Annotated in this window: 22 protein-coding genes and 1 riboswitch; of the genes, 13 read left to right on the top strand and 9 right to left on the bottom strand. The window is 61.1% G+C overall.

What is annotated here, in order from left to right; translation table 11 throughout:
* Positions 1–33: 33 nt before the first annotated feature.
* Complete coding sequence (locus tag ACGKZZ_RS09950) at positions 34–1,005, bottom strand: TAXI family TRAP transporter solute-binding subunit (protein ID WP_411223396.1); 972 nt, start codon at positions 1,003–1,005, stop codon at positions 34–36.
* 343 nt (positions 1,006–1,348) lie between these two features.
* Between ACGKZZ_RS09950 and ACGKZZ_RS09945 the strand changes: the two genes are divergently transcribed.
* From ACGKZZ_RS09945 to ACGKZZ_RS09935, 3 genes are all read left to right on the top strand, one after another.
* Positions 1,349–2,671: an aspartate aminotransferase family protein gene (locus ACGKZZ_RS09945; protein WP_411223395.1), complete on the top strand. Its 1,323-nt coding sequence runs from the start codon at positions 1,349–1,351 to the stop codon at positions 2,669–2,671.
* 72 nt (positions 2,672–2,743) lie between these two features.
* Positions 2,744–2,948: riboswitch (cobalamin riboswitch) on the top strand.
* Between the two features lie 129 nt (positions 2,949–3,077).
* Positions 3,078–4,910, top strand: coding sequence for a TonB-dependent receptor plug domain-containing protein (locus ACGKZZ_RS09940; protein ID WP_411223394.1), 1,833 nt, complete (start codon positions 3,078–3,080; stop codon positions 4,908–4,910).
* Positions 4,911–4,912: 2 nt separating this feature from the next.
* Complete coding sequence (locus tag ACGKZZ_RS09935) at positions 4,913–5,731, top strand: ABC transporter substrate-binding protein (RefSeq protein WP_411223393.1); 819 nt, start codon at positions 4,913–4,915, stop codon at positions 5,729–5,731.
* A gap of 4 nt (positions 5,732–5,735) precedes the next feature.
* On the opposite strand, the gene ACGKZZ_RS09930 is transcribed toward ACGKZZ_RS09935, so the two are convergent.
* Complete coding sequence (locus ACGKZZ_RS09930) at positions 5,736–7,109, bottom strand: aspartate aminotransferase family protein (RefSeq protein WP_411223392.1); 1,374 nt, start codon at positions 7,107–7,109, stop codon at positions 5,736–5,738.
* 143 nt (positions 7,110–7,252) lie between these two features.
* Here ACGKZZ_RS09930 and ACGKZZ_RS09925 point away from each other — a divergent pair, with 143 nt between their 5' ends.
* From ACGKZZ_RS09925 to ACGKZZ_RS09905, 5 genes are all read left to right on the top strand, one after another.
* A complete protein-coding gene (locus ACGKZZ_RS09925) occupies positions 7,253–8,437 on the top strand; it encodes a M24 family metallopeptidase (protein ID WP_411223391.1) in 1,185 nt (394 codons plus the stop codon).
* A gap of 4 nt (positions 8,438–8,441) precedes the next feature.
* Positions 8,442–9,614: an acetylornithine deacetylase gene (gene argE, locus ACGKZZ_RS09920; RefSeq protein ID WP_411223390.1), complete on the top strand. Its 1,173-nt coding sequence runs from the start codon at positions 8,442–8,444 to the stop codon at positions 9,612–9,614.
* A 112-nt stretch (positions 9,615–9,726) separates the two neighbouring features.
* Positions 9,727–10,767, top strand: coding sequence for a Rieske 2Fe-2S domain-containing protein (locus ACGKZZ_RS09915; RefSeq protein WP_411223389.1), 1,041 nt, complete (start codon positions 9,727–9,729; stop codon positions 10,765–10,767).
* 86 nt (positions 10,768–10,853) lie between these two features.
* A complete protein-coding gene (locus ACGKZZ_RS09910) occupies positions 10,854–11,543 on the top strand; it encodes a UTRA domain-containing protein (protein ID WP_411223388.1) in 690 nt (229 codons plus the stop codon).
* 24 nt (positions 11,544–11,567) lie between these two features.
* Positions 11,568–12,710, top strand: coding sequence for a DSD1 family PLP-dependent enzyme (locus ACGKZZ_RS09905; protein WP_411223387.1), 1,143 nt, complete (start codon positions 11,568–11,570; stop codon positions 12,708–12,710).
* A 56-nt stretch (positions 12,711–12,766) separates the two neighbouring features.
* Here the strand turns inward: ACGKZZ_RS09905 and ACGKZZ_RS09900 are convergent, their stop codons facing one another.
* The 5 genes from ACGKZZ_RS09900 to hutI are packed head-to-tail and all read right to left on the bottom strand — an operon-like array spanning position 12,767 to position 18,329.
* Entirely contained in the window at positions 12,767–13,108 is a 342-nt protein-coding gene (locus tag ACGKZZ_RS09900) for a RidA family protein (RefSeq protein WP_411223386.1), read from the bottom strand.
* 58 nt (positions 13,109–13,166) lie between these two features.
* Positions 13,167–14,834 (bottom strand): urocanate hydratase, encoded by a 1,668-nt coding sequence (gene hutU / locus ACGKZZ_RS09895; RefSeq protein WP_411223385.1) that lies wholly within the window; start codon positions 14,832–14,834, stop codon positions 13,167–13,169.
* Positions 14,831–15,631: an N-formylglutamate deformylase gene (hutG, locus tag ACGKZZ_RS09890; RefSeq protein WP_411223384.1), complete on the bottom strand. Its 801-nt coding sequence runs from the start codon at positions 15,629–15,631 to the stop codon at positions 14,831–14,833. Before hutG ends, hutU begins: the two co-directional genes overlap by 4 nt.
* Complete coding sequence (hutH, locus tag ACGKZZ_RS09885; protein WP_411223383.1) at positions 15,628–17,166, bottom strand: histidine ammonia-lyase; 1,539 nt, start codon at positions 17,164–17,166, stop codon at positions 15,628–15,630. Before hutH ends, hutG begins: the two co-directional genes overlap by 4 nt.
* Positions 17,163–18,329 carry an imidazolonepropionase gene (gene hutI / locus ACGKZZ_RS09880; protein WP_411223382.1) on the bottom strand — a complete coding sequence of 389 codons (1,167 nt, stop codon included), beginning with the start codon at positions 18,327–18,329 and terminating at the stop codon, positions 17,163–17,165. The genes hutH and hutI overlap by 4 nt, the downstream gene beginning before the upstream one ends.
* Before the next feature lie 132 nt (positions 18,330–18,461).
* Here hutI and ACGKZZ_RS09875 point away from each other — a divergent pair, with 132 nt between their 5' ends.
* Positions 18,462–19,820 (top strand): formimidoylglutamate deiminase, encoded by a 1,359-nt coding sequence (locus ACGKZZ_RS09875; protein ID WP_411223381.1) that lies wholly within the window; start codon positions 18,462–18,464, stop codon positions 19,818–19,820.
* Here the strand turns inward: ACGKZZ_RS09875 and ACGKZZ_RS09870 are convergent.
* Entirely contained in the window at positions 19,781–20,365 is a 585-nt protein-coding gene (locus tag ACGKZZ_RS09870; RefSeq protein WP_411223380.1) for a HutD family protein, read from the bottom strand. The two genes, ACGKZZ_RS09875 and ACGKZZ_RS09870, sit on opposite strands and share 40 nt — an antisense overlap.
* Before the next feature lie 115 nt (positions 20,366–20,480).
* Between ACGKZZ_RS09870 and ACGKZZ_RS09865 the strand changes: the two genes are divergently transcribed.
* On the top strand, positions 20,481–21,593 hold the full coding sequence (locus ACGKZZ_RS09865) for an S-(hydroxymethyl)glutathione dehydrogenase/class III alcohol dehydrogenase (protein WP_411223379.1): 1,113 nt from the start codon (positions 20,481–20,483) through the stop codon (positions 21,591–21,593).
* Positions 21,594–21,644: 51 nt separating this feature from the next.
* Here the strand turns inward: ACGKZZ_RS09865 and ACGKZZ_RS09860 are convergent, their stop codons facing one another.
* Positions 21,645–23,054: an aldehyde dehydrogenase family protein gene (locus tag ACGKZZ_RS09860; RefSeq protein ID WP_411223378.1), complete on the bottom strand. Its 1,410-nt coding sequence runs from the start codon at positions 23,052–23,054 to the stop codon at positions 21,645–21,647.
* 237 nt (positions 23,055–23,291) lie between these two features.
* On the opposite strand from ACGKZZ_RS09860, the gene ACGKZZ_RS09855 reads away from it, so the two are divergent.
* The 3 genes from ACGKZZ_RS09855 to ACGKZZ_RS09845 are packed head-to-tail and all read left to right on the top strand — an operon-like array spanning position 23,292 to position 26,835.
* Positions 23,292–24,716, top strand: coding sequence for a c-type cytochrome (locus tag ACGKZZ_RS09855; RefSeq protein WP_411223377.1), 1,425 nt, complete (start codon positions 23,292–23,294; stop codon positions 24,714–24,716).
* On the top strand, positions 24,713–26,305 hold the full coding sequence (locus ACGKZZ_RS09850) for a flavin monoamine oxidase family protein (protein WP_411223376.1): 1,593 nt from the start codon (positions 24,713–24,715) through the stop codon (positions 26,303–26,305). The genes ACGKZZ_RS09855 and ACGKZZ_RS09850 overlap by 4 nt, the downstream gene beginning before the upstream one ends.
* The gene (locus tag ACGKZZ_RS09845) at positions 26,302–26,835 is read left to right on the top strand and encodes a c-type cytochrome (RefSeq protein WP_411223375.1); all 534 of its coding nucleotides are present in this window, start codon (positions 26,302–26,304) and stop codon (positions 26,833–26,835) included. Before ACGKZZ_RS09850 ends, ACGKZZ_RS09845 begins: the two co-directional genes overlap by 4 nt.
* Positions 26,836–26,872: the final 37 nt, after the last annotated feature.

Here is a 26,872-nt window from a genome sequence, read left to right as displayed (position 1 = left end):
GGCGCTGTGTGTCAGGTCGTCATAAAGCGGCCCTTATTCCATCAGGCCAAGTTCTTTATACGCGCGCTCTGCACCGGGGTGCAAAGGAGCCGACAGGCCGTCCTTGACCATCTCCTTGGCGTCGAGATTGGCGAAGGCAGGGTGCAGGCCACGAAAATCATCGAGGTTGGACATCACTGCCTTGGCCACGGTGTAGGCCACGTCATCGGAGACTTCGCTGCTTGTGACGAAAGTCGCGCCAACGCCGAAGGTGGTGGTGTCCTCATCGTTGCCGGCATACATGCCCGCCGGGATCGTCGCGACACGGTAGTACGGGTTGTCCGCGACCAGCTTGTCGATTTCCTCGCCCGTCACATCGACGAGTTTGACATCGCAAGTCGTCGTCGCTTCCTTGATCGCGGCGGCAGGGTGGCCAATGGTATAGATCATGGCGTCGATATTATCGTCGCAGATCTGCTTTGCCATTTCCGAGCCCTTGTACTCGGTAGCGAGTCCGAAATCGTCCATCGTGATGCCATATGCGTCCATCACGACTTCCATTGTGGCGCGCTGCCCGGAACCGGGATTGCCCACGTTCACGCGCTTGCCCTTGAGTTCTTCGAACGAGGTGATGCCGCTGTCACCGCGCACCAAGAGCGTAAACGGCTCGGGGTGGACAGAGAACATCGCACGGATTTCGGGAAACGGATTGTCGGCAAACGACGAGGTGCCGTTATAGGCATGATACTGCCAGTCCGACTGGGCAACGCCGAATTCAAGCTCTCCGGCCTTGATCGTGTTGATATTGTAGACCGAACCGCCTGTGGACTCCACGGCGCAACGGATGCCATGCTCCTTGCGGTCGCGGTTCACCAGACGGCAGATCGCGCCGCCGGTGGGATAATACACACCGGTCACGCCGCCAGTGCCGATCGAGATGAACTGCTGGTCTTGCGCCATTGCGGCTCCACCAAATGCGATGGAGGCGACGGCTGCGAGGCCTGCTGCGAAACTTTTATACATCATGTTTTTCTCCCAGTTAGCTTGCGGACACGCGGCGCGGCCCACAGGTTGAAACGTCAAATAAAATTGCCCATCCCAAGCGCGATTTTAAGCGCGCAGGAGATTTTCTTACGTTCCCAAAGACATAAAACGTGATTCGCTCCGAATGGGCCAGCTTAGTGATCGCGTAATCTGTAACTATCGTCCTTTGCGTCGCGTCAAACCGCTGACAGACAGGGACGAAACGGCGCATATGCCGCCTCCAGAGGTTCTATCGCTTGCGTTCCGGATGGTCTCTTGGTGGGATGCGCCCGTACGGTTGGGACGGCTCAACCGTACCGTGCCGTTGCAGCAAAGGTGATGTCCGATGAGCCACGTCTTTCCACGCCATAACCTCGCACCTCCGCCCAAAGCCGTGCGCGGTGAGGGCTGCTATCTCTATGACGATAGCGGCAAGCAGTATTTTGACGGCTCCGGCGGCGCGGCGGTGTCTTGTCTGGGTCACGGCGACGCCGAGATCGTGCAGGCGGTACAGGATCAGGCGGCGCGACTTGCCTATGCGCATACCGGTTTTTTCACCAGCGATCCGGCCGAGGAACTGGCCGATCTGCTGGTGCGCGACGCGCCCGGTGATCTGGATCGCGTCTATTTCGTGTCGGGTGGTTCCGAGGCTGTGGAATCCGCGCTGAAACTGGCACGCCAGTATTTTTTGGAAATCGGGGAACCGCAAAGGCGCCATATCATCGCCCGCAGGCAAAGCTATCACGGCAACACCCTTGGCGCGTTGGCAACGGGCGGAAATGCGTGGCGGCGGGCGCAGTTCGAGCCCATCCTGATGGATGTGTCCCATATCGCGCCGTGTTACGAATACGTCGATCGTGCGCCGGACGAGACATCGTTCGATTACGGCCAGCGCGTTGCGCAGGAGCTGGAGGACGAGATCCTGCGGCTTGGCCGCGACAGCGTGATCGCCTTTGTCGCCGAGCCTGTCGTGGGCGCCACGATGGGCGCGGTTCCGGCGGTCGAGGGCTATTTCAAACGCATCCGCGAGATTTGCGACACCTATGGCGTGCTGTTGATCCTGGATGAAGTCATGTGCGGCATGGGGCGTGTCGGCAGCCTGTTCGCCTGCGACATCGAAGGTGTTGTGCCCGATATCCTGTGTATCGCGAAAGGGTTGGGTGCGGGCTACCAGCCGATCGGCGCAATGATGTGTTCGGCAAAGATTTATCAGGCCATTTCGGACGGGTCGGGCTTTTTCCAACATGGGCACACCTATCTCGGTCATCCGGTCGCCTGCGCGACATCGCTTGCGGTGCTCAAGGCCATTCACGGGCGCGATCTGATTGCCAGGGTACAGACCCAGGGCGAAAAGCTGGCAGAGGCGCTTCATGACCGGTTCGGGCAACACGCACATGTTGGAGATATTCGTGGCCGAGGGTTGTTCCGCGGCATCGAGATCGTCGAGGATCGGGCCTCGAAACTGCCATTTGATCCGTCGCACAACATCGCCGCACGCTTCAAGAAGGTGGCTTTCGAGGCGGGGTTGATCTGCTATCCGATGCGCGGCACCCGCGACGGCAATCTTGGGGATCATGTGCTGCTCGCGCCACCCTATATCATTTCGGACGATCAGATCGGCGAAGTGGTCGACAAGCTCGACATAGCGATGAAGGCGGTCCTGCCCTGAGCCAAAGTCTCGCACGCGCCACACACGCGGGCGACAGGCGAAACCACCCTTGACGACCCGTGGCTTCAGGGTGCAGATGGCGGTGTTTACGGTCCGGGCGTTCACGCGTCTGGTGAAAAGGGAACGCGGTGCTTCTGCATGAATAATCCGCGACTGCCCCCGCAACTGTGAGCGGCGAGCGATGCTGATCGTGCCACTGGTTCCGGCAAGGAACTGGGAAGGCCAGCAAGGCGACGACCCGCAAGTCAGGAGACCTGCCGTAGGCCAACACCCAGTCCGAACGCGGGGCGCGTTGGGGCGGCGGCACGTCCGCAGTGGTGTCTATCACCGTCTGCGGATGCATCTGTGTCCCAGATCATCGTTACTCTACCGGCGCACAGCGCTGGACAAGGCCGGGATCATTTCTATGGCACGTCTCACCACCAAACTGCTTTTATGCACCACCCTCGTTGCGCCGTCTTTAGCGGCTGCGCAAACCCTGAGCGGTGATGTCATCGAACTTGAGGAAATCGTCGTGTTCGGCGGTCTTCTTCCCACCAACCTTGAAACGACGGGGGCAACCATCGACGTCGTTGATAGCGAAGAAATCAGCCTCAAGGGGCTTGCCGCGACGTCGGCGCTCAAAGCCCTGCCCGGAGTTTCGCTCAGTGCCAATGGCGGTCTGGGCAGCAGCGCTTCGTTGCGCATTCGGGGGCTTGGCGGATCCTATATCGGCGCGCGCGTTGACGGGATCGACGTCACCGATCCCTCCAGCACGCAGACCGCGTTCAACTTCGGCACGCTCACCAGCGGCGCGCTCAATCGCATCGCCGTCGTGAAAGGCACACAATCCGCGATCTACGGCTCTGACGCAATTGCCGGTGTTGTCGAGGTCGAGACATGGCGTCCGCTCGTCGATGGCATCTCGGGGCGGGCCCAGCTTGAGCTTGGCAGCTACGAGACCCGCGCCGGCAACCTCAGCGTCGGGTATCGCGATGATCGCGCCGAATTGGCGCTTAGCCTTGGCCGCATCACGTCCGAGGGGTTCTCGGCACGCGACACCGACAACGAGGATGACGGGTTCACGCAGAACAACGTCAACCTGTTCGCGGCCTATCAGGTGAGCGACATGATCCGCGTCGGCATGGCCGGGCTGTGGTCGGACGCGACGAGCGAATTCGACCGCTCGGCGAGCGACACTTCTGGCGAGTTGGATGAAACACGGCGCGGTGTGCGCGTATTCGGCGAATTCCAGACCGGCGCATGGGATCACGAAGTGAGCTTCAGCACGTTCGAAACCGAACGCTTTGACGAAGACGGCTTCACCCGCGAATTCATCGGCGAGCGCGACACCGTTGCCTATCTGGCGCAAGGCGAGGTTGCGACCGGCGTCGCGCTGGCGCTTGGTGCCGACTGGACCGAAGAGCGCGCATCGCTTGACGGCGATGATTACGACGCCTCGAACTCTGCCGTGTTCGCCGAGGTCAAGGCGACGCCGACTGATGCGGTCGAGCTGGCTTTGACGTTGCGCTATGATGATTATTCCGATTTCGACGGTCAGCTTTCGGGCCGCGCGGCGCTGTCGTATCGCTTGGCCGACGCCACCACCCTGCGCGCCTCCATCGGAACCGGATACCGCGCGCCGTCGCTCTATGAGCGCTTCGGGCCTTATGGCGGCTCCGGCGCGCTTGACCCCGAAGAAAGCCGGAGCTTCGATCTTGGCGTCACGCAAGAATTTGGTGAGCGCGGCTCTGTCAGTGCCACACTGTTCTGGTCCGAGATCGACAACCTGATCGGCTTTGGCGTGACGCCTGATTGCCTGCCGTCGCAGGCCTTTGGCTGTTACATCCAGACCGATGGCACAACGCACTCGCGCGGGCTCGAGTTGAGCGGCAGCTATGCCGTCACAGACCGGCTGCGCCTCTCCGGAGCCTACACCCTGACCGATGCCGAAAACGACGGCGACCGGTTGATCCTCGTGCCGCGTCACGATCTGGCGCTGGCGCTTGAGGCGGATGTGACAGACGAATTGCAGGTGGCCGTCAACATGACCCGAGTGGCCGACAAGCTGGACGGTTTCGGAACCCCGACGCGGTTGGATGACTACACCCTGTGGGATGTCTCGGCGCGCTATGCTGTCAGCGACAAGGCGTATTTGTACGGCGCGATCGAGAATATCGGCGACGTCGATTACCAGACTGTCCGCGGTTACAACGCGCCCGAGCGGACGGTCCGGTTCGGCGTCGAAACGTCGTTCTGACGATGCTGCGTCTGCTGACGCTTTTGATCCTGCTGCTGGCCCCGATGGGGGCCGGCGCATCCGGCCTGCCGCGTGTCGTGTCAGTCAACGTATGCACAGACCAATTGGTCATGCTGCTTGCCGAGCCTTCGCAGATCATTGCGCTGAGCCCGCTTGCGGATGATCCGCGTGCATCTGCCATGGCGGCTGAGGCTGCCGCTTTCGCCAAGACCAGCGCCAGCGCGGAAGCCATTGCCGTGCAAGCGCCCGATATCGTGGTCGCGGGCCAGTATAACGATCCGGCGCTGATGAACATGTTGCGCAGCATCGGCGTCGAGATCGTGGAGTTCCCCTTGGTGCAGGCGCTGGAAGACATTCCCGCGTCAATGCGCAAGATGGGTCGCGTGCTTGCACAAGAGGCTCGGGCCGAGACGATGGCAGCGGCCTTCGAGGCCGAACTCGCGCAGTTTTCAGAGCCGGACGACTCAGCGCCGCTGGCGGCTTTCTTCTTTCCAAACGGCTATGCGCTGGGCACGGGCACGCTGAGCCACGACATCCTGACAGCAGGTGGCGCGCGCAATCTGTCGGCGGCCCTTGGCATGACCGGAAACGGCCGTCTGTCGCTCGAGCAGTTGGTGCTGCACGCACCCGACCTGCTGATCGGCGCGCCGCACAATGACGGCTTTTCCAGATCGGAAGAAATGACGACACACCCGGCCATTGCCGGGATTGCAATGTATCACAGTTCCGCAGATTGGGTGTGCGAAACCCCGCACGTGCTCACAGCGATCAAACAGGTTGCCCAGGCAGTCGAGGCATTGCGCGCAGGGCAAACAGAGTGACGCCCTAGCCAAGCACCGCCTTCACGGCCCGCACCGTTCCGGCAACCACCTGATCCGCCTCTTCGCGCGTCAGGCAGAACGGGGGCGCGAACCCCAGGATGTCGCCTTGCGGCATGGCCCGTGCGATGATCCTGTCCTGCTCCAGCAGCTTGGCCGAGACTTGCGGCCCGATCTTGTCGCCTGCATCGAAGAACACGCGGTCGCTCTTGTCCCTGACGAATTCGACGGCACACAACATGCCTTCGCCTCGCACGTCACCGACATGAGGGTGATCGGCCAACGCCTCTGTCATTGCCGTGTTGAGATAAGTGCCCACGTCACCCGCGTCGTGCATGAGGTTCAGATTGTCGATCAGTGTGAGGTTCGCCACCCCCGCCGCGGCGCCGATCGGGTGCGCGGAATAAGTCCAGCCGTGGCCGATGGGACCATTCTCGTCGGTTCCCTGCTCCAGCACGTTCCAGACCTTTTCCGAAACGATGGACCCCGAAAGCGGCGCGTAGGCCGAGGTCAGTCCCTTGGCGATGGTGATGATGTCCGGCGTCATGCCATAATGGTCGGACCCGAACATCGTGCCGAGGCGGCCAAAGCCGGTCACGACTTCATCCGCGATCAGCAGGATGTCGTGCTTGTCGAGCACAGCCTCTATCGCCTGCCAATATCCCGCAGGCGGCGGGACGATACCGCCGGTTCCCAGTACCGGCTCGCCGATGAAGGCGGCGATGGTGTCGGCACCTTCACGTTCGATCAGCGCCTCGAGGTCGGCCACGCATTGCGCGACGAACTGCTCTTCGCTTTGCCCCAGATCGTCGCGGCGGAAATAGTAAGGCGCCGTAGTGTGGAACACCTGTTCGACCGGCAGATCGAATTTCTTGTGAAACAGCTCCAGCCCGGTCAGCGATCCGGTCATCAGGCCCGACCCGTGATAGCCACGCCAGCGCGAGATGATTTTCTTCTTTTCGGGACGGCCAAGGATGTTGTTGTAATACCAGATCAGCTTGATGTTGGTTTCGTTCGCATCCGACCCGCCAAGGCCGAAATAGACCTTTGACATGTTCTTGGGCGCGCGATCCAGAACCATCTTGGCAAGCGTGATCGACGCCTCGGTGCCGTGACCGACATAGGAATGATAATAGGCCAGTTCCCGCGCCTGATCCGCAATCGCCTCGGCGATCTCCTGACGGCCATAGCCGACGTTGACGCAATACAACCCGGCAAACGCGTCCAACAGCCTGGTTCCGTTGCGATCCTCGATAAAGACACCAGAGGCGGTTTTGATGACGCGCGACGGGCTTTCGCCACGGGCATGTTGCGCCAGATGTGTCGAGGGATGAAAGAAGTTGTCACGATCCCATTGGTCGAGTTGATCGTTTTTCAGCATATCGTCCCCCTGTCGGTCCTCTTTGTGCGTTCGGCCTCAACAGGCGGAAATTTCTTGATTTTGTCAAGAAATCCACTGATGAATTTTTGAGGCACCGGCGAAACGCACATTTGCGGTGCACATCCTAACCGGTCGAGTCTCTTATGGATTTCTCTAACGTCGCGTTCACACTTCCCGAATACAAGCGCCGCATAAGCCTGACGCGCGGCGCGATGGAGGCGGCGGGGCTTGATGCGATCTTTGTCACCGACCCCTCCAATCAGGCCTGGCTGACCGGCTATGACGGCTGGTCCTTCTACGTGCATCAGGGCGTGTTGCTGCGCCACGAGGGCGAGCCGATCTGGTGGGGCCGGGAGATGGACCTTCCGGGCGGGCAGCGCACGTGCTGGATGTCGCATGACAATATCCGTGGCTACGCCGATCACTATGTGCAGTCGATTGCCCGCCATCCGATGCTGGATCTGGCCGCGCTGATCAAGGATCTGGGGCTGGAGGAGGCGCAGATCGGTGTCGAGATGGACAATTACTATTATTCCGCCAAGGCTCATCAGGTTCTAACCGCCGCCTTGACCGAGGCGACGATTCACGACGCCACCGCATTGGTGAACTGGCAGCGTCTCATCAAATCCGAGGAAGAAATCGCTTTCATCCGCAAGGCCGCGCGCATTTCGGAAAAGGTGATCGAAACCGCCATCGCGCGCGCCGCGCCCGGTGTCCGCAAGAACGATCTGGTCGCCGACATCTATCACGCTGGCATCACCGGGGTTGATGACATCTGGGGCGACTATCCGGCAATTGTCCCGATCACGCCGTCCGGTCTGGATGCCACGGCGGCCCATCTGACATGGAATGGCGACCCGATGCGCGACGGCGAGGCCACGTTCTTTGAACTGTCTGGCTGTTACCGACGCTATCACGCACCGATCAGCCGCACCGTTTACCTTGGTACCCCGACGCAAGAGGTGCGCGATGCCGAAAAGGCGCAGATGGACGGCATAGAAGCGGGGCTTGATGCGGCACGCGCAGGCAATCGCTGCTGCGATATCGCCAATGGGTTTGTCGATACGCTGAAAAAGCACGGTATCCACCGCGAGGGACGGTGTGGCTATCCCGTTGGCCTCAGCTATCCGCCGGATTGGGGCGAGCGCACCGCGTCGATCCGCTGGGAGGACGAGACCGTTCTGGAGCCGGGAATGACCTTTCACTTCATGCCGGCGCTTTGGATGGACACTTGGGGGCTGGAAACCTCCGAAACGATCCTCATCACAGAAACGGGGCGGGCCGAAACGCTGTGCAATGTCGAGCGCAAGCTGTTTGTGAAGGAGTGACGCTGTGGACACCCTACAGCGCAGCAGGGCAATCCTGAAAGACCTGATTGCTTACCCCACGATCTCGGCGCTCAGCAATCTCGACATGATCGCGCATATGGCCGGATTGCTGGAGGACGCAGGCGCGCGCTGTGATCTGTACGCCTCGCCGTGCGGCACCAAGGCGAACCTTTTTGCCACGATCGGGCCAGAGCGGGACGGCGGGATCGTGTTGTCGGGTCACAGCGATGTCGTGCCTGTTGCCCAACAGCCGTGGTCTTCCGATCCGTTCGTGATGGAAGAGCGCGACGACCGGCTATACGGGCGCGGCACCTGCGACATGAAGGGCTTTATCGCAGCGACCCTGGCAATGGCGCCGGCTCTGGCAGAACAGGTCCGCGACCGGACTTTGCATTTTGCATTCACCTATGACGAGGAGGTCGGCTGTCTCGGTGCGCAGCATCTGGCCGATATCCTTAAAAATCGCGGCCTCACACCCGGCATTGCCATCATTGGCGAGCCGACCGAAATGCGGATTATCGACGGTCACAAGGGCTGCCATGAATACACCACGCGGTTTACCGGGCTGGCGGGTCACGGATCTTGCCCCGATCATGGCGTCAACGCGGTGGAATACGCGGTGCGCTATGTGCACCATCTTTTGGGACTGAAGGACCGCCTGCGCGCCAGAGCGCCTGCGCAATCACCCTTCGATCCGCCCTGGACGACGGTGAATGTCGGTGCGCTCGCCGGCGGTGTTGCGCATAACGTCATCGCGCCGACGGCGCAGGTCGATTGGGAAATGCGCCCCGTGCAGGCTGGGGATGCGCAACTGGTCCTGTCGAGCCTGCAAGAGTTTTGTGAGCGCGAATTGCTACCGCAGATGCGCGCTGTGCATCCGGATGCCAGCATTTTGCTCGACATCGTCGGAGAGGTGGCCGGGCTCACTCCGACAGACGAAAACGAAGCGCGGCGGATCGTCTCGCAGCTTACCGGCGCGACCAATTCGGATGTAGTGGCCTTTGGCACCGAAGCGGGGATTTTTCAGGCGCTGGGGATGGATGTCGTCGTCTGCGGCCCCGGCTCGATCGAGCAGGCGCACAAGGCGGACGAGTTTCTGGCAATCGAGCAGTTGGCGCAATGCCTGACGATGCTGGAGCGGTTGGGCGCAAAGCTGGCAGATCCGGCTGATACCTGACGCGCCGTCTGTGCTCAAACCGTGCATGACCTAGAATCCCCTGTCATTTATGGCTCACCCTTTTAAGGTGAGACGCAATCAGCCAGTCTCGAACAAAAGGGTGGGATTTTAGATGTTCTTGAAAAACGCGTGGTATGTGGCCGCTTGGAGCGACGAGATCGTCAAGGAGTTGCAGCAGGTCAAAGTGCTTGGCGAAAAGATCTGCATGTTTCGCAATCCGCAGGGCGAAGTCATCGCGTTGGAAGATGCCTGCCCGCACCGCAAACTGCCGCTATCCAAGGGGCGGATCAAGGGAGACACTGTTGAATGCGGCTATCACGGCCTGACCTTCGATTGTGCCGGGCAATGCGTTTGGGCGCCGGGCGGCGGGCGTATTCCCTCGGCGGCGCGGGTGCGGCCGTATCCGGTGCATGAAAAATACGGGTTGGTCTGGATCTGGATGGGCAATGCGGCCATCGCCGATCCCGAGGACATCATCGACATTCCCAATTTCGACAGCCCGGACTGGGGCATCAATCGCGGCGCGGCGATGGAGTTGAACTGCAACTACCTGCTGATGTGCGACAACCTTCTGGACCCGACGCATGTGGCATGGGTGCATGAATCTTCCTTTGCCTCGGCCGAGACGAAGGACGCGCCATTGCGGGTGTCGAAAACCCACAATGGCGTGATCGTCCACCGCTGGATGATGGATCACGAACCCGCGCCGTTTTATAAGAAGGTGATCGAGTTCGAGGGCAATTGCGACCGGCTCCAGCACTACGAAGTGCGCTATCCCAGCCACGCGCTGATCCGCGCGGTGTTCACCCCTGCGGGCACCGGGGGCAAAGACGGGCCGCTGCATGAAAAAACCTTTATCATGGACAGCTACAATTTCATGACTCCGACCACCGCGACCGAGACGCGCTATTACTGGTTCCAGCTTCGCAACATCCGTCCCGATGACGAAGAGCTGTCGAAGATGATGAGTGAGGACGTGCGCAACGCATTCGAAGAGGACCGTGCGGTTCTGAACGAGGTGCAGGTCGGGATGAGCGAAAAAACGTCGCCGCATATCGACCTTGGGATCGACGCGGGGCAATTGCGGTTCCGCCGCCAGCTTGAAGCGATGATTGCGGAAGAGGCGATGGTGGATGCCAAGATGAGCCAGTAACCGGACCACGCGCGGCAGGTGGCGCTCGGTTTTTATAAAGTGTAGGGTTAAGGCCAATAAATGCAGTCTTAATAAAGGCGCGCGTCATGACGGCCACCTACAAGGATGTGAAGTCGGACATCCTGTCGAAGATCACCCAAGGCGATTGGGCGCCCGGCAGCCTGATACCCAACGAAATCGAGCTGGCGGCGATGTATGGCTGCGCGCGCGCGACGGTGAACCGGGCGATGCGCGAACTTGCCGATGACGGCATCATCGAACGTCGTCGCAAGGCCGGCACGCGGGTGCGCAGCGCGCCCATCCGCCAAGCGCGGTTCGACATTCCGCTTGTGCGCAACGAGATTGCCGAGAAAGGCGCGGAGTATCGCTATTCCCTTGTGAGCTGCACCGTCGCGGATGCGCCGGACTGGCTTCGTGCGCGTCTGAAACTGGACGAAGGCAGCCGGGCGCTGCATCTGATCTGCATGCACTATGCCGACGGCGAGCCGTACCAACACGAAAACCGCTGGATCAATCTGACCGCACTGCCGCAAGCCGAGGACGCCGATTTCAACCGCTCAGGCCCGAACGAATGGCTCGTTGCACGCATTCCCTATTCCGATGCCGAGATCAGCTTCTCGGCCGCTTTGGCGGAAGATGCGTTGTCGGATCACCTGGCCTGCAAGGTCGGAGACCCGGTGTTTACCATCGACCGCTCGACATGGTGGCAGGGGCAGGCGATTACCTTTGTCACCCTGACCTATCGCCCCGGTCATCGCCTGACGACCCGCTATTGACCCGCAACCAAAGGACCGCACCCCATGAGTGATCCCCGCTTTGCCGACCTCCCGACGCCGTGCCTGTTGCTTGACGAGGCCAAGATGAAACGCAACATCGACCGTCTGGCGAAACATGCCGACGCGCTGGGCGTCGCGCTGCGGCCGCATCTGAAAACCACCAAATCGGTCGAGGCGGCGCGCTATGTTCTCAAGGATGGCAACGGTCCGGCAACCGTGTCCACGCTGGCCGAAGCCGAGGTGTTCGCGGCGGCGGGTATCACCGACATCGTCTATGCCGTGGGCATCGGGCTTAACAAGCTCGACCGCGTTCTGGATCTGCATCGCGCCGGGTGCCGACTGACGGTGTTGCTGGATTCCGTCGTGCAGGCGCGCGCTGTGGCCAAGGCCTCCAAGGACGCTGGCATCGCCATTCCCGCGATGATCGAGATCGACAGCGATGGCCATCGAAGCGGGCTCAGCCCGTCTGACCCGGATTTGATCGAAGTCGGGCGCATCCTGCACCAAGACGGCGCGGAACTCGCGGGCGTGCTATGCCACGCGGGGGAAAGTTATTCCGCCGTCGGCAAAGAGGCACAATCGGAGTATTCCGAAGCCGAGCGTCTGGCGGTCGTCAGCGCCGCCGAGGCTTTGCGCGAAGCGGGCCTGCCATGTCCCGTGGTCAGCGTCGGATCGACGCCAACCGCCCACGCCGCCAAGGATCTGACCGGCGTCACGGAAATGCGCGCGGGCGTGTACGTATTCTTTGATCTGGTCATGGCCGGGATCGACGCCTGCCGCATTGACGACATTGCCCTGTCGGTTTTGACCACGGTGATCGGCCACCAGCCCAAACACGGCTGGGTGATGATCGATGCCGGCTGGATGGCCATGTCGCGCGACCGCGGAACCGCCAATCAGGCGGTGGATCAGGGTTATGGGCTGGTCTGTGACGAGGATGGCAATGTGCTGCCGGACCAGATCGTCGCGCAGGCCAATCAGGAACATGGGATCATCGCTCTCCGTCACGGTTCGGACGGCACGATGCCTGATCTGCCGATCGGCACACGGCTGCGCATCCTGCCCAACCACGCCTGCGCTACCGCCGCACAGCATCAGCGTTATCATGTGATCCCCGAAACGCCGGGTGCACCGTTGATGACATGGGAGCGGTTTGGCGGTTGGTGAAGGACAAGAGAACCGCCGCCGCGTTGGTCAAGGCAGCGGCGGTCAAACGCATTGAATCAGTCGCAGGCCGCGTCGACGATGATGTCGACCTTCAGCTCGGCCCGCGCCAGTTTGGATTCACCGCAGGCGCGCGCAGGTGCGTGACCTTCGGGAACCCACGCGTTCCAGACCTCGTTCAACCCGTCGAAATCGCTCATGTCCGCCAGCCAGATGGTCGCGCGCAGCATCTTTTCGCGGGACGATCCCGCTTTGGTCAAAAGCGCGTCCACACGCGAGAGGCAGTCTTTCACCTGCTCCTGAATGGTCGCGCCTTCGCCGACCTGGCCGGTGATATAGGCAACACCATTGTATTTGACGATTTTCGAAGAGCGTGCGCCGGTTTCGATGCGTTCGATCATGGGTCGTATCCTTTTGAACGGGGTCGCCGCCCGGCACCGGGCGGCGTGTCGGTTCGTTTTACAGAATCCCCGGCAGGTTCAAACCGTTTTCGCGCGCGCATTCCTTGGCGTCCTCGTAGCCCGCATCGGCGTGGCGCATGACGCCTGTGGCCGGGTCGTTCCAGAGCACACGCTCGATCCGCCGGTCGGCGTCTTCGGTTCCGTCGCAGCAGATCACCATGCCGGAATGTTGTGAAAAGCCCATGCCGACCCCGCCGCCATGATGCAGCGACACCCACGTCGCCCCCGACGCGGTGTTGAGCAGCGCGTTCAACAAAGGCCAGTCCGACACCGCGTCCGAGCCGTCCTTCATCGCTTCGGTCTCGCGGTTGGGCGATGCAACCGAGCCGGAATCCAGATGATCCCGCCCGATCACGATCGGCGCACTGAGTTCGCCATTGCGCACCATCTCGTTGAACGCCAGCCCAAGCTTGTGACGCACACCCAGGCCGACCCAGCAGATCCGCGCGGGCAGACCCTGAAACGCGATCCGCTCGCGGGCCATGTCGAGCCAGTTGTGCAGATGGCTATCCTCGGACAGGATCTCCTTCACCTTGGCGTCGGTCTTGTAGATATCCTCGGGATCACCCGAGAGCGCCGCCCAGCGGAACGGGCCGATGCCGCGGCAGAACAACGGGCGGATATAGGCGGGCACGAAGCCGGGGAAGTCGAAAGCGTTGTCTAGCCCCTCCTCAAGCGCCATCTGGCGGATATTGTTGCCGTAATCGACGGTCGGGATGCCTTGCGCATGGAAATCAACCATCGCCTTGACCTGCACCTTCATCGATGCGCGGGCGGCCTTTTCGACGGCTTTGGGATCGCTTTCGCGCTTCTCGCGCCATTCGGCCATGCTCCAACCCTGCGGCAGGTAGCCGTTGATCGGATCATGCGCGCTGGTCTGGTCGGTCACGATATCGGGGTGGACGCCGCGTTTGATGAGTTCGGGATAGACATCGGCCGCGTTGCCGAGCAGCGCGACGGATTTCGCCTCACCCGCAGCGGTCCAGCGCTCGATCATCTCAAGCGCCTCGTCCAGACTGTCGGTCTTCTCGTCGACATATTTCGTGCGCAGGCGGAAATCGATGCTGTCGGGATTGCACTCGACCGCGAGGCAGCACGCCCCGGCCATCACCGCCGCCAGAGGCTGCGCGCCGCCCATTCCGCCCAGACCACCGGTCAGAATCCACTTGCCGGTCAGGTCGCCGTCGTAATGCTGGCGTCCCGCCTCGACAAAGGTTTCGTAGGTGCCCTGAACGATGCCCTGAGAGCCGATATAGATCCACGACCCGGCGGTCATCTGGCCGTACATCGCCAGACCCTTTTTATCGAGCTCGTTGAAGTGATCCCAGTTTGCCCAATGCGGCACGAGGTTGGAGTTGGCGATCAGCACACGCGGAGCATCCTTGTGGGTCTGGAACACGCCGACCGGCTTGCCCGACTGCACCAGCAATGTCTGATCCTCCTCAAGCTCCTTGAGGCTCGCGACGATGGTGTCGAAGTCTTTCCATGTCCGCGCGGCACGCCCGATGCCGCCATAGACGACCAGTTCATGCGGGTTTTCTGCGACGTCGGGGTGCAGGTTGTTCATCAGCATCCGCATCGGCGCTTCGGTCAGCCAGCTTTTGGCGGTGATTTCGCTGCCGGTGTCGGGATAGATGTCGCGGGTGTTCTTGCGCGGATCGCTCATTGAGTGCCTCCAAGGGTCGGGGCCAGTTCGGCCAGTTTGGTCAGAATGTCGGTCAGGTGCGGGCGCAGCCGGCTGGCCTTGGCGCTGTCATAGCTCCACGGCGCGGCTTCTTCTGTCAGGTAGGTGGATTGCGCCAGTTCCATCTGGATGGCGTGAATGCCGGTCGCGGGTTGGCCGTAATGGCGTGTTGTCCAACCACCTTTGAAGCGCCCGTTGGTGACGGTGCTGTAACCGTCGGCAGCCTCGCATGCCTCTTGGACAGTTGCTTCGATCCGGGGATGGCACGTCGTGCCGAGGTTGGTGCCGATGTTGAAGTCGGGCAATGTGCCCTCGAACAGGAACGGGATGTTGGAGCGGATCGAGTGGCAATCATAGAGGATCGCCACGCCATGCTTATCGCGCACCCGCTCAAGCTCTGCCTGCAACGCTGCGTGATAGGGTGCGTGAAACGCGATACGGCGCGCTTCGATCTCCGCCTCATCCGGCGCGTTTGTCCAGATGTCGTGACCATCGAAATCGGTCAGCGGCACCAGTCCGGTGGTGTTCTGCCCCGGATAGAGTGATACGCCCGACGGGTCGCGGTTGGCGTCGATCACATAACGATGGAACGTTGCCCGCACGGTCGAGACACCGTGCAGTACCCCGCCATAAAGCGTGTGAATGTCCCAATCGGTGTCGTCCAGACCGCGTCCTCGCGGGTTCAGGTCGGACAGGATATCATCCGGCACATGCGTTCCGGTATGGGGCAAGCCGAGGACGATGGGCAACTCGCCCTGATGAACGGTCACTGGGGTCATTGCGACAACTCCGGCATTTGCGTTTGCGTGACTTCGGCGATCTCGCCGCTGGCAATCAATGCGGCAGCGCGTTCCAGATCCGGCGCGAGGTAGCGGTCGTCCTTGAGTGTCTCCACGTCTTCGCGCAGCCTCGAGACCACGCGCTGCAAGAGTGCGCTGGTCGCCAATGGCGCGCGAAATTCGATCCCTTGCGCGCCGCAAAGCAACTCCACGCCAAGGATTCGGTTGAGGTTTTCCAGCATCTGCCCCAACCGCCGTGCGCCATGCGCGGCCATGCTGACGTGGTCTTCCTGATTGGCAGAGGTCGGTGTGCTGTCGGTGACACACGGGTTCGCCAGATGCTTGTTCTCGCTCATCAGCGCGGCGGTGGTGACCTCGGCAATCATGTAGCCGGAATTCAGCCCCGGATTGGGTGTCAGGAACGGCGGCAGGTTGAAGCTCAGCACCGGATCGACAATCAGCGCCACGCGGCGCTGGGCAATCGCCCCGATCTCGGCAATCGCCAGCGCGATCATGTCGGCGGCAAAGCCGACCGGTTCGGCGTGAAAGTTGCCGCCGGACACAATGAGGTCGGCCCCGACCAGAACCAGCGGGTTGTCCGTGGCGGCGTTGGCCTCGATCTGAAGCGTCTGAGCGGCCATGCGCAGAACGTCCATTGCCGCGCCGGTGACCTGCGGCTGACAGCGGATGCAATACGGGTCTTGCACGCGCGCGTCGTCAACAACATGACTGTCGCGGATCTCTGATCCGGCCAACAGTGCGCGCATGGTTTCACCTGCCTCGATCTGACCGCGATGCCCGCGCAGGGTGTGGATTTCGGGCTGCAAGGGCGCGGTCGATCCCATGATCGCATCGGTCGAAAGCGCCGATGTCACCAACGCCGCATGCGCCGCCCGCCACGCTCCGAACAGGCCCGCCAGCGCGAATGCGGTCGAAAACTGCGTGCCGTTGATGAGCGCCAACCCCTCCTTGGGGCCAAGCTCGATCGGTGTCAGGCCCGCGGCGGAGAGCGCCTTGTCGGCGGGCATGACGTCGCCCTCATACTCCGCCTCGCCGTGCCCCATCATCGCGGCGGCCATATGCGCGAGCGGCGCCAGATCGCCGGACGCGCCGACCGAGCCTTGCGCCGGGATTACCGGTGTGACGCCGGTGTCGAGCATGGCTTCGATCAGATCGACCACATCAAGGCGCACACCCGATGCGCCACGGCCGAGGCTGAGCAGCTTCAGCGCCATCAACAGGCGCGCGTGGCCGCGCGGGATCGCGGGGCCGACGCCGCAGCAATGCGACAGGATCAGGTTGCGCTGAAGCGTTGCGGTATCCTCGGATGCAATCTTGACGCTGGCCAGTTTCCCGAACCCTGTGTTCACGCCATAGACCGCGTCGGACCCGGCCACCGCCTTGGCGATGCGCGCGTGGGCGCGTTCGATATCCGTACGGCACGCGGGGTCGAGCCGTACGGAGGCTTGCGTCCAGTACACCGTTTCCAGATCGCTGAGCGTCACCGCGCCGGGCGTCAGGGTCAAAGTGGTCATGACTGGCCTCCGAAGATGCGGGCGTGAAGCGGGTTGAACCCGATGCGATAGGCCAGTTCCGCCGGATGCGTGATGTCCCACACTGCCAGATCGGCGCGCTTGCCAGAAGCCACTTCGCCGCTTTCCGTCAGCCCAAGCGCTTTTGCGGCGTTGCGGGTCACGCCTTGCAGCGCCTCTTCGGGAGTCATGCGGAACAAAGTGCAGGCCATGTTCATCGTCAGCAGTAGCGACGTCATCGGAGATGATCCGGGGTTGCAATCGGTCGCCAGCGCCATCGGCACGCCGTGCTTGCGAAGTGCATCAATTGGCGGTTTTTGGGTTTCGCGCAGCGTGTAGAACGCGCCGGGCAGGACAACGCCCACCGTTCCGGCCTCTGCCATCGCGATCACGCCGTCTTCGTCGAGATATTCGATATGATCCGCCGACAACGCGCCATAGCTGGCGGCCAGTTTCGCGCCGCCGAGATTGGACAGTTGTTCGGCATGGAGTTTGACCGGAAGGCCCAACTCTGTGGCCGCATCGAACACGCGTGCGATCTGATCGGGCAGGAAGGCGATACCTTCGCAGAACCCGTCCACAGCATCGACCAGCCCTTCAGCATGGGCCGCGCGCAGGGTCGGGATGCAGATCTCGTCGATATAGGCATCGGGTCGGTCCTTGAACTCGCCCGGCACCGCATGTGCGCCAAGAAAGCTCGTGACCACGCGCACCGGACGGTGTTGCGCAATGGCACGCGCGGCGCGGAGCATGCGCAGTTCGGTCTCAAGGTCGAGCCCGTAGCCCGATTTGATTTCCAGGACCGAAACCCCTTCGGCCAACAGCGCATCGACGCGGGGCAGGGCGCTGGCAATCAGCGCGTCGACGCTGGCGTCACGGGTGGCGCTGACCGTAGAGACGATCCCGCCACCTGCACGCGCCACCTCTTCGTAGCTGGCGCCCTTCAGGCGCATCTCGAATTCGACGGCGCGATCGCCACCGTGAACGATGTGGGTATGACAGTCGATCAGGCCGGGTGTGACGAGCTGCCCGCCGAGGGATTCGCGAGGCATGTCTTCGTATTGCGAAGGCAACTCCGCGGCTGGCCCGACCCATTCAATCATCTCGCCCTTGGTGACGATGGCGGCGTCTTCTATCAAACCATAGGGCGTCGGTGAGTCGCTCATCGTTGCGACAGTGAGATCAACATACAGGGTGTTGTTTTCAGTCATTTCCGCCCACCGATAGATCAGGTTTCACTTTTCTAGCGCGTATGAATACGCTATATGTCTATACATAAAAACACGAAAGGCCGTCAAATGATTTTCGCGAAACATGCCAAGCTGCCGGATGGATGGGCGCGTGACGTTCGTATCACGGTGTCCTCCGGTGCAATTTCGGAAATCGAGCGCAATCACACGGCGCAAACAGGTGACGTTGTGGTGGATACGCTGCTGCCCGCGCTGGGCAATCTGCACTGCCACAGCTTTCAGCGCGCGATGGCGGGGATGACGGAATATCGGAAAGCCGGAAAAGACAGTTTCTGGACATGGCGCGATCTGATGTATCGCTTCACGGCGCACCTCACGCCTGAGCAGATCGAAGCGATTGCGGCGTTCGTGTTTCTTGAAATGCAGGAGGCCGGCTATGCCAGCGTCGGCGAGTTTCACTATATCCACCACCAACCCGGTGGCACACCCTATGACGATCTGAGCGAATTGTCCTCGCGCATTGCCTCGGCAGCGGCGACGACCGGCATCGGTCTGACGCATTTGCCGGTGCTCTACACCTATGGTGGCGCGGGGCAGGTTGCTCTTGAGCCGGGGCAGGCGCGGTTCGGCAATGACGTTTCGCGGTTCAACCGGCTTGTCGAAGGCGCCCGCAAGGCAGTTGCGGCGCTGCCCGAGGATTGCCGTGTCGGAATCGCGCCGCATTCCCTGCGCGCCACGTCGCCGGAGGATCTGGCAGAGGTTTTGGGGGCACACCCATCCGGTCCAAAGCACATCCATATCGCCGAACAGCCCAAAGAGGTCGCCGATATCTCGTCCTGGCTTGGGGCGCGGCCGGTGGAATGGCTGCTGGAGAATGTCGATGTCACCAAGGACTGGTGCCTCATTCACGCCACTCACATGACGGACACCGAGACGCGCGATATGGCGATGTCCGGCGCGGTCGCCGGGCTGTGCCCGATCACCGAGGCCAATCTGGGTGATGGTCCGTTCAATGGCCCCGTCTATCTTGAAGCCGGTGGCGCGTTTGGGGTCGGGTCTGATTCCAACGTTCTCATTTCACTCACCGAGGAATTGCGCACCCTGGAATATTCGCAACGGCTGCGCGACTTGGCGCGCAACGTGATGGTTGTTGCAGAAGGGTCGGTTGGTGAGGCGCTTTATTGCGGCGCGGCGCGTGGCGGGGCGCAGGCTTTGGGGCGCGGGCGTGGCGAGATCGCAGTGGGCGAGCTTGCCGATCTGGTGGCCATCGACAGCACCGATCCCGCACTGTGCGCCCTGCCGACGCATCAAGTTCTGGATGGACTGGTCTTTGCCGCCAAGGACAAGGTTGTGACCGACCTTTGGTCGGCAGGCCGCCATGCCGTCAGATCCGGCCGCCATGTGCGCCGCGATGACATCGTAGCAGGCTATCGTTCGGCAATGGATACGCTGATGGCAGCACTCTGATCGCGGTAGCTCAGCGCGATCTCCAGAAGGGCATCCCCCTCGCTCAGGTTTACTGAAACGGCGGCGTTCGGGAACGCGGTATCTCCGACGCGCAGAGGCGCGCCGTCGATCTCTGGCGCTCCGGACAGGCCGTGAAACACCGTGATCCCGGCATCGGGCGGGGACACCGAGAGTGACATCGGCCCGATGTGCGGCGTGACCATCCCGTCGCATAAATCTGGATCGAACATCAGGTTGAGATCGGTCAACGGCCCATCCTCCAAGCGCGACGTTACCTCCAGACCGCCATCGAAACGCACCGGCTCCCAAAGCCGCGCGTGCAAAGCGCCGTTTGCATGCTCCAGCGTCATCGCGCCGCCACTGACGATTGTCAGGATGCGCTCAAGACCGGCAAAATTCGAGAATGGGCCGTCCTGCGCGACATCAGCGCGGCTCAAGCGCCACACGGTCTTTGTGTCGGCCAGGGCCATCGCGATGTTGCGCGTCGTGCCACCGCCATTTTTCCAGGGAACGTCGACCAGATCGGCGCGGCGCAGAATTTTCATCGGCTGTTCCTTCGCGGTTTTGAGATCCGGTTGCTTGACCGAACTCCGACAGACCCATACAAATCGCAAAGACAGACGATATGTCTATACAATATTCCAATTTGTGAGGTCTGCCATGCGAACCCGTGCCGCCGTTGCTGTCGCTGCTGGAAAGCCGCTTGAAATCATGGACGTGAATCTCGAAGGTCCGCGAAAGGGTGAGGTTCTGGTCGAGATCAAGGCGACCGGACTTTGCCACACCGATGAATTCACCCGCTCGGGCGATGATCCCGAAGGCATCTTCCCCGCGATACTTGGCCATGAGGGCGCTGGCGTCGTGATCGAGGTGGGCGAAGGCGTGACTTCGCTGGAGGTGGGCGACCATGTCATCCCGCTTTACACGCCGGAATGTCGTGAATGCGAATACTGCCTGAACCCCAAGACAAACCTCTGCCAGTCGATCCGCACGACACAGGGTGCCGGGCTTTTGCCGGATGGCTCGACCCGGTTTTCCATGCTCGATGGTACGCCGATCCATCACTACATGGGCTGCTCGACCTTTGCCAATCACACGGTTGTTCCGGAAATCGCGCTTGCCAAGGTGCGCAAGGACGCGCCGTTTGACAAGATTTGCTATATCGGCTGCGGCGTCACCACCGGAATCGGCGCGGTCATCAACACCGCCAAGGTCGAGATTGGCAGCACCGCCATCGTGTTCGGGCTTGGCGGTATTGGGCTCAACGTCATTCAGGGTCTGCGACTTGCCGGTGCGGACCAGATCGTCGGCGTCGATCTGAACGACTCCAAGATCGAGATGGCGACGCGGTTTGGTATGACCGATTTCGTGAACCCCTCCAAGGTCGAGGGCGATCTTGTCGCCCATCTGGTCGAATTGACCGGCGGCGGCGCCGATTACACGTTCGATGCGACCGGCAACGTCAATGTCATGCGGACCGCGTTGGAAGCAGCGCACAAGGGGTGGGGCGAAAGCATCATCATCGGTGTCGCGCCTGCCGGTGCCGAGATCAGCACCCGGCCGTTCCAGTTGGTCACCGGACGAAGCTGGCGCGGCACGGCATTCGGCGGGGCGCGGGGCCGGACCGATGTGCCGAAGATCGTCGACTGGTACATGGACGGCAAGATCGAGATCGATCCGATGATCACTCACAAGCTGACGCTGGACGAAATCAACCACGGATTCGAGTTGATGCACGAGGGCAAATCCATCCGCGCGGTTGTGGAGTACTGACTCGCTCAAGCGCAGACCGAAACGGGCACCGGCGGTCGGACGCCGGTGCGTCTAGCCGACAATCCGCTTGATTGCGCCGATCAACTGCCGGACCCGTTTCGAATAGGGCGGAAAGATCATTGGCAGGGGCGAAAAGCGGTTGGTCAGAATCGCGCGCTCATGGCTGAAGGCGCGAAAGCCGTGATGCCCGTGCGCCGCGCCGATTCCGGATGTGTTCACCCCGCCAAAGGGCAATTTTGAGTGGCTGAACTGGATCAGTGTAAGGTTCACCCCGACACTGCCGGAACTGGTGCTGGAGATGACCCGGTCAACGCGTCCGCGGTCGCCGTCAAAGACGTATAATGCCAGCGGTTTGGGCCGTGAATTGATCCGCGCGATAACGTCGTCGAGATCGTCATAGGGGATGATCGGCAGAACGGGGCCAAAGATCTCCTCGCCGTCGATCGCCATCTCGGGCGTGATCGATTCGATCAGTGTCGGACCCATTCTTGTACCGTCGCGTCCGCCGTCGCGGATCAGGTGGGCACCTTTTGCCAGTGCGTCGTCGATCAGGCCGGACAGGCGGGATGCGTGCCTGGCGTTCACGATCCGCGCAAGATCGCCACTGCCCGATCCGTCCCCGTAGGCCTTTGCGATCCGGTCGCGCAGCTTGCCCAGAAACCGCTCTTTGACCGTGTCGTGAACGAACAGGTGATCCGGTGCGATGCAGGTCTGCCCCGCGTTGGAGAACTTGCCGAACATCACCCAATCGGCGGCTCTCTCCAGATCGGCTTGTGGCCCGATGATCGTCGGGGACTTGCCGCCCAATTCAAGTGTGACCGACGCCAGAACCTTTGCGGCAGCGCGCATCACGATTTTGCCGACAGCGGGGCTTCCGGTGAAGAAAATATGGTCGAACGGCAGTTCCAGCAAGGCTTCTGATGCATCGACGCCGCCTTCGATCACAGTGACCAGATCGGGCGAAAACGTCTCTTCCAATATGCGTGCGATCAGGCTGGATGTGGCGGGCGTCATTTCGGATGGTTTGACGATGGCGCTGTTGCCTGCCGCAAGACACGACACGAGCGGGCCAAGCGCGAGGATAAACGGGTAATTCCACGGCGCGATGATCAGGCACACGCCGCGCGCCTCGGATCGGATGCGAGCGGACGTTCCGAACGTGGCCAATGTCGGCGTCACGTGTTTCGCCCGCATCCAGCGCCCCAGATTGCGTGATGTGTGTTTGATTTCCTGTAGGAGCGGCAGGATTTCAGTCAGAATGACTTCGGTTTCGGGCTTGCCGAAATCCTCGGCCAGCGCCGCCACGATGGCCGCCTCGTTCTGCCGAACCGCGTCTGCCAGTTTGGACAACGCATGGCGACGCTCGGTCAGTCCAAAGCGCTGCCTGCGATCCGCAACACCCGATTTCTGCCCCTCGAACGCAGCGGCAATCGCAGACGAAGAAGAATGTGGATCTGACATTGAATTCCTTGAAAAGCTGTCACTGGTTCGTCGTATCGTTGACGCCAGAGCGGACCAGCGCAAGACCTGACGTGGCCGCCGGTTCGTGACATTTCACCGAACCGCGCCATCGAATTCAGCATGGGTTTGCATCTGTTCTATATGAATTCACCGGAACCTCTACAGGCGTGATGCGTTTGGTTGTCATTGACACGCTACCCAAGCACACTCGTTTTCTTGCGCTCACCGGAGGTTCGCATGTCTCGATCCAGCTTGCGCCTCTCATTGGCCGCCATGCTTGCAGCAACGTTAACTCCAGCGGTCGATGCACAGACGCCGAGTGAGCAACTGGTTGAAACCGGCGCCTATGTCGCCCGCGCCGCGGATTGCATGTCGTGCCATATCGCGCCTGACGGAACGCCTTATGCCGGTGGCAAATTCATCGAAACGCCGCTTGGCGACATCATGGCGACCAATATCACACCGTCCGACACCCACGGGATCGGACGCTATTCCGAAGCCGACTTCACAGCAGTGCTGCGGGAGGGCAAGGCACCTGACAGGATGCTTTATCCGGCGATGCCCTATCCATCCTATCACGGCGTGTCGGACGACGACATTCAAGCTCTCTTTGCCTACATGCAAACCGTAGACCCGGTTGATCGCGCACCGGACGGGGAAACAAATCTCGACTTCCCGTTCAACATGCGGTTTCTGATGCGCGTCTGGAATGCGATCGCCATCGAAGACGATGGCCGGGGCGAAACGGCCGATGCAGAGATCGAACGCGGGGCGTATCTTGTCGATCATCTGGGCCACTGCGGCACCTGTCACACACCGCGCAATGCGATGATGATGTCCGATGACAGCCGTTATCTGGGCGGCACGATGGTGCAGGGCTGGGAAGCGCCGAACATTACCTCCGACCCGGTGTCCGGACTTGGCAACTGGAGCGATGAAGACATCGTCCAGTACCTCAAGACGGGTCGCGCAATGGGGACCACGCAGGCCGCCGGGCCGATGGCCGAAGTGGTCCATTTTTCCACCAGATATATGCAGAACGATGATTTGATGGCGATGGCACGGTATCTGAAAACCGTCCCGGCTTTGACAAGCGAGAACCAAAGCAGGCCGGTGACGTTGCCCATCGCCGAGCGGCCGGAACTTCCGCCGCATCAGTATAATTCGATCCGCGAGGAGCTTGCGGCGGCATTGGTCAAGGCCGATCTGACCAGCGGGCAGTCGCTTTACCTCACGCAATGTGCGGCTTGTCATGGCGTGAACGGCGAGGGCCAGTCGGCGGCGTACTATCCGGCGCTCATAGGCAATGCGGACCTGCGCCGTGACAATATGGCGAATCTTGTGAATGTCATCGCCTTGGGCAGTGGACATGCCACGCTTTACCGCGCGCCCAAGATGCCCGGTTTCTCACGCGATCTGGACGATGGGCAGATTGCTGAAATCGCCAACTACGCGCGGGTTGAATTTGGCGGTGTTGCGGAAAGCGACTTGAGCGCAAGCGACGTCAATGCGCTTCTCAATCCAGAGCCGGACCTGTCGTTTCTCATCAAATATGCCGGGGTTCTTGCCTGGCTCGGCATCTTGATCGCCCTTGTCCTCGTCGGCGCACTCATCTGGTGGATTGTCCGTCGTAACAGAAATTCGGTGGAGGGGAGCGCATGACCCAACTTATGCCAACACGGCGTCAATTGCTCGCGATGATCGGGAACACTGCAGGCGCGACCGCGATGTATCAGGCCATGACCTCGATGGGCTTCGCCGCGACGTCTGACTATAGCGGACCGATCGAACTCGCCGGAACCAGCAACGGCACCAAGGTCGTCGTTCTGGGTGCTGGGCTCGCCGGGCTCACGGCGGCGTATGAACTTCGCAAGGCGGGGTACGAGGTCAGGGTGCTGGAGTATCAGAACCGCGGCGGTGGCCGGAGTTGGACGATCAAGGGCGGCGACAGCTTTACCGAACTTGGTGGTGACAAGGTCGAATGCAGTTTCGAGAACGGTTATCTCAATCCCGGTCCGTGGCGGCTGCCGATCCATCACTATGCGGTGTTCGATTATTGCCGCAAATTCGGTGTGGCGATGCAGCCGTTCATCATGAAAAGCGATAAGGCGTATCTGCACAATTCGCAGGCTTATAACGGCAAACCGCAGCGCATCGGTGACGTCGAGACCGACATACGCGGATATACGTCCGAATTGCTGGCCAAATCGCTGCGGCAGGGGGCATTGGACGAATCCGTCGGCGTCGAGGATCAGGAAAAGCTGCTTGAAGGTCTCAAGGGCTGGGGCGTTCTCGACAAGGATTATCGTTATGTCACGTCAGATGCTGTCGGAGAGCACCGTGGTTGGGACGTGTTGCCCGGCGGCGGACTGATGCCGAAGGCCGAACCGTCCACGCCCTTGGAGTTCGGGCCGTTGCTCGACTCCGGGCTTTGGGAACAACTGTATACGTTCAATCACTACAACCACGCGCCTGCGATGTTCGAACCGGTTGGCGGGATGGGCAAGATCGGGGACGCCTTCACCGAACAGACCCGCGATCTGATCCGGTTCAATGCGCGTGTCTTCAAGATCGAACAGGGCGAAGATCAGGTGACCGTCCATTACGAGGATCGCGAAGGCGGTGGCGAGACCTACAGCGAAACCGCAGATTGGTGCATCTGCACCATTCCCCTGTCGATCCTGGCGCAACTGGATGTGGATGTCTCGGACGCCAAGAAAAAGGCCATCGCTGCGGTGCCCTATGCGTCGGCCTTCAAGGTCGCGCTGGAATTCAAGCGCCGGTTCTGGGAGCAGGACGAATGGATTGTTGGCGGGATCAGCTATACCGACCTGCCGATCGTTCAGATTGCCTATCCGTCATATGACCTGTTCGGCGATGGGCCGGGCGTCGTGCAGGCTGCGTATGACACCTATACTGCCGGCAAGAACTACACCTATTCCTTCAGCGCGCTAAGCCCGCAGGAGCGGATCACGGCAGCGCTGGAATTCGGTAGCCAAATTCATCCGCAATACCGTGAGGAATTTCTGAGCGGAACGTCCTGCTCATGGCATCGCGTTCCCTGGACGCTGGGCTGCTACGGGCAATGGACCGAGGAATTGCGCGAACAACATTACGAAACGCTGTGCGAAATCGACGGTCGGGTCATGCTGGCGGGCGAGCATTGCTCGCATATTCCCGCTTGGCAGGAAGGCGCGATCCTGTCGGGGCTCGATGCCATTCGCCGTCTGGACGCGAGGGTGAACGCATGAACGGCGTCGTCATAACGGCAGGGCTTGCAGCACTGATCGCCGCAGTCGGAGGGCAGGCCGCCATCGCGCAATCGCCTCAAACCGATGCGACGGCACCTGCCTACACAACCGACGAACCCAAGGAAGACGTGGAGACATCGGATGCCGGTCGTAACCAGGAAGGCACGGAGCGGGATGATGTACGCCGGGTGATTGATCGCTTCTCGAAGTCGCCGGATCACTTCACGCAGACCGACGGGCAGGCGCTTTATGAAACGAGCTGTCAGGCCTGCCATATGGAAGACGGCAAAGGGGCTGAAGGCGCGGGGCATTATCCTCCGCTGGCGGGCAATCCAAAGCTGGTGTCAAAATATTTCATCGTTACAGTGCTGCTGACTGGCTACCACGGGATGCCGCGTTTTGGCGATCAGATGGATGACGACCAGATCGCCGAGATCTCGAACTACGTGCGTGAGAACTTTGGCAATTCCTTTCCCGGCGAAATCACATCGGAGGATGTGCAGAATCTGCGCCACGAAAACACGGAATAAGCCGCAGGCGTCCCGCGAACGCACCAAGAGATTCAGG

The sequence above is a fragment of the Marivita sp. S2033 genome (assembly GCF_046592965.1).
Lineage (GTDB): Bacteria > Pseudomonadota > Alphaproteobacteria > Rhodobacterales > Rhodobacteraceae > Marivita.
The sequence above is the reverse complement of the archived record's forward strand: the minus strand, read 5'-3'. Positions and strand labels throughout refer to the sequence as shown.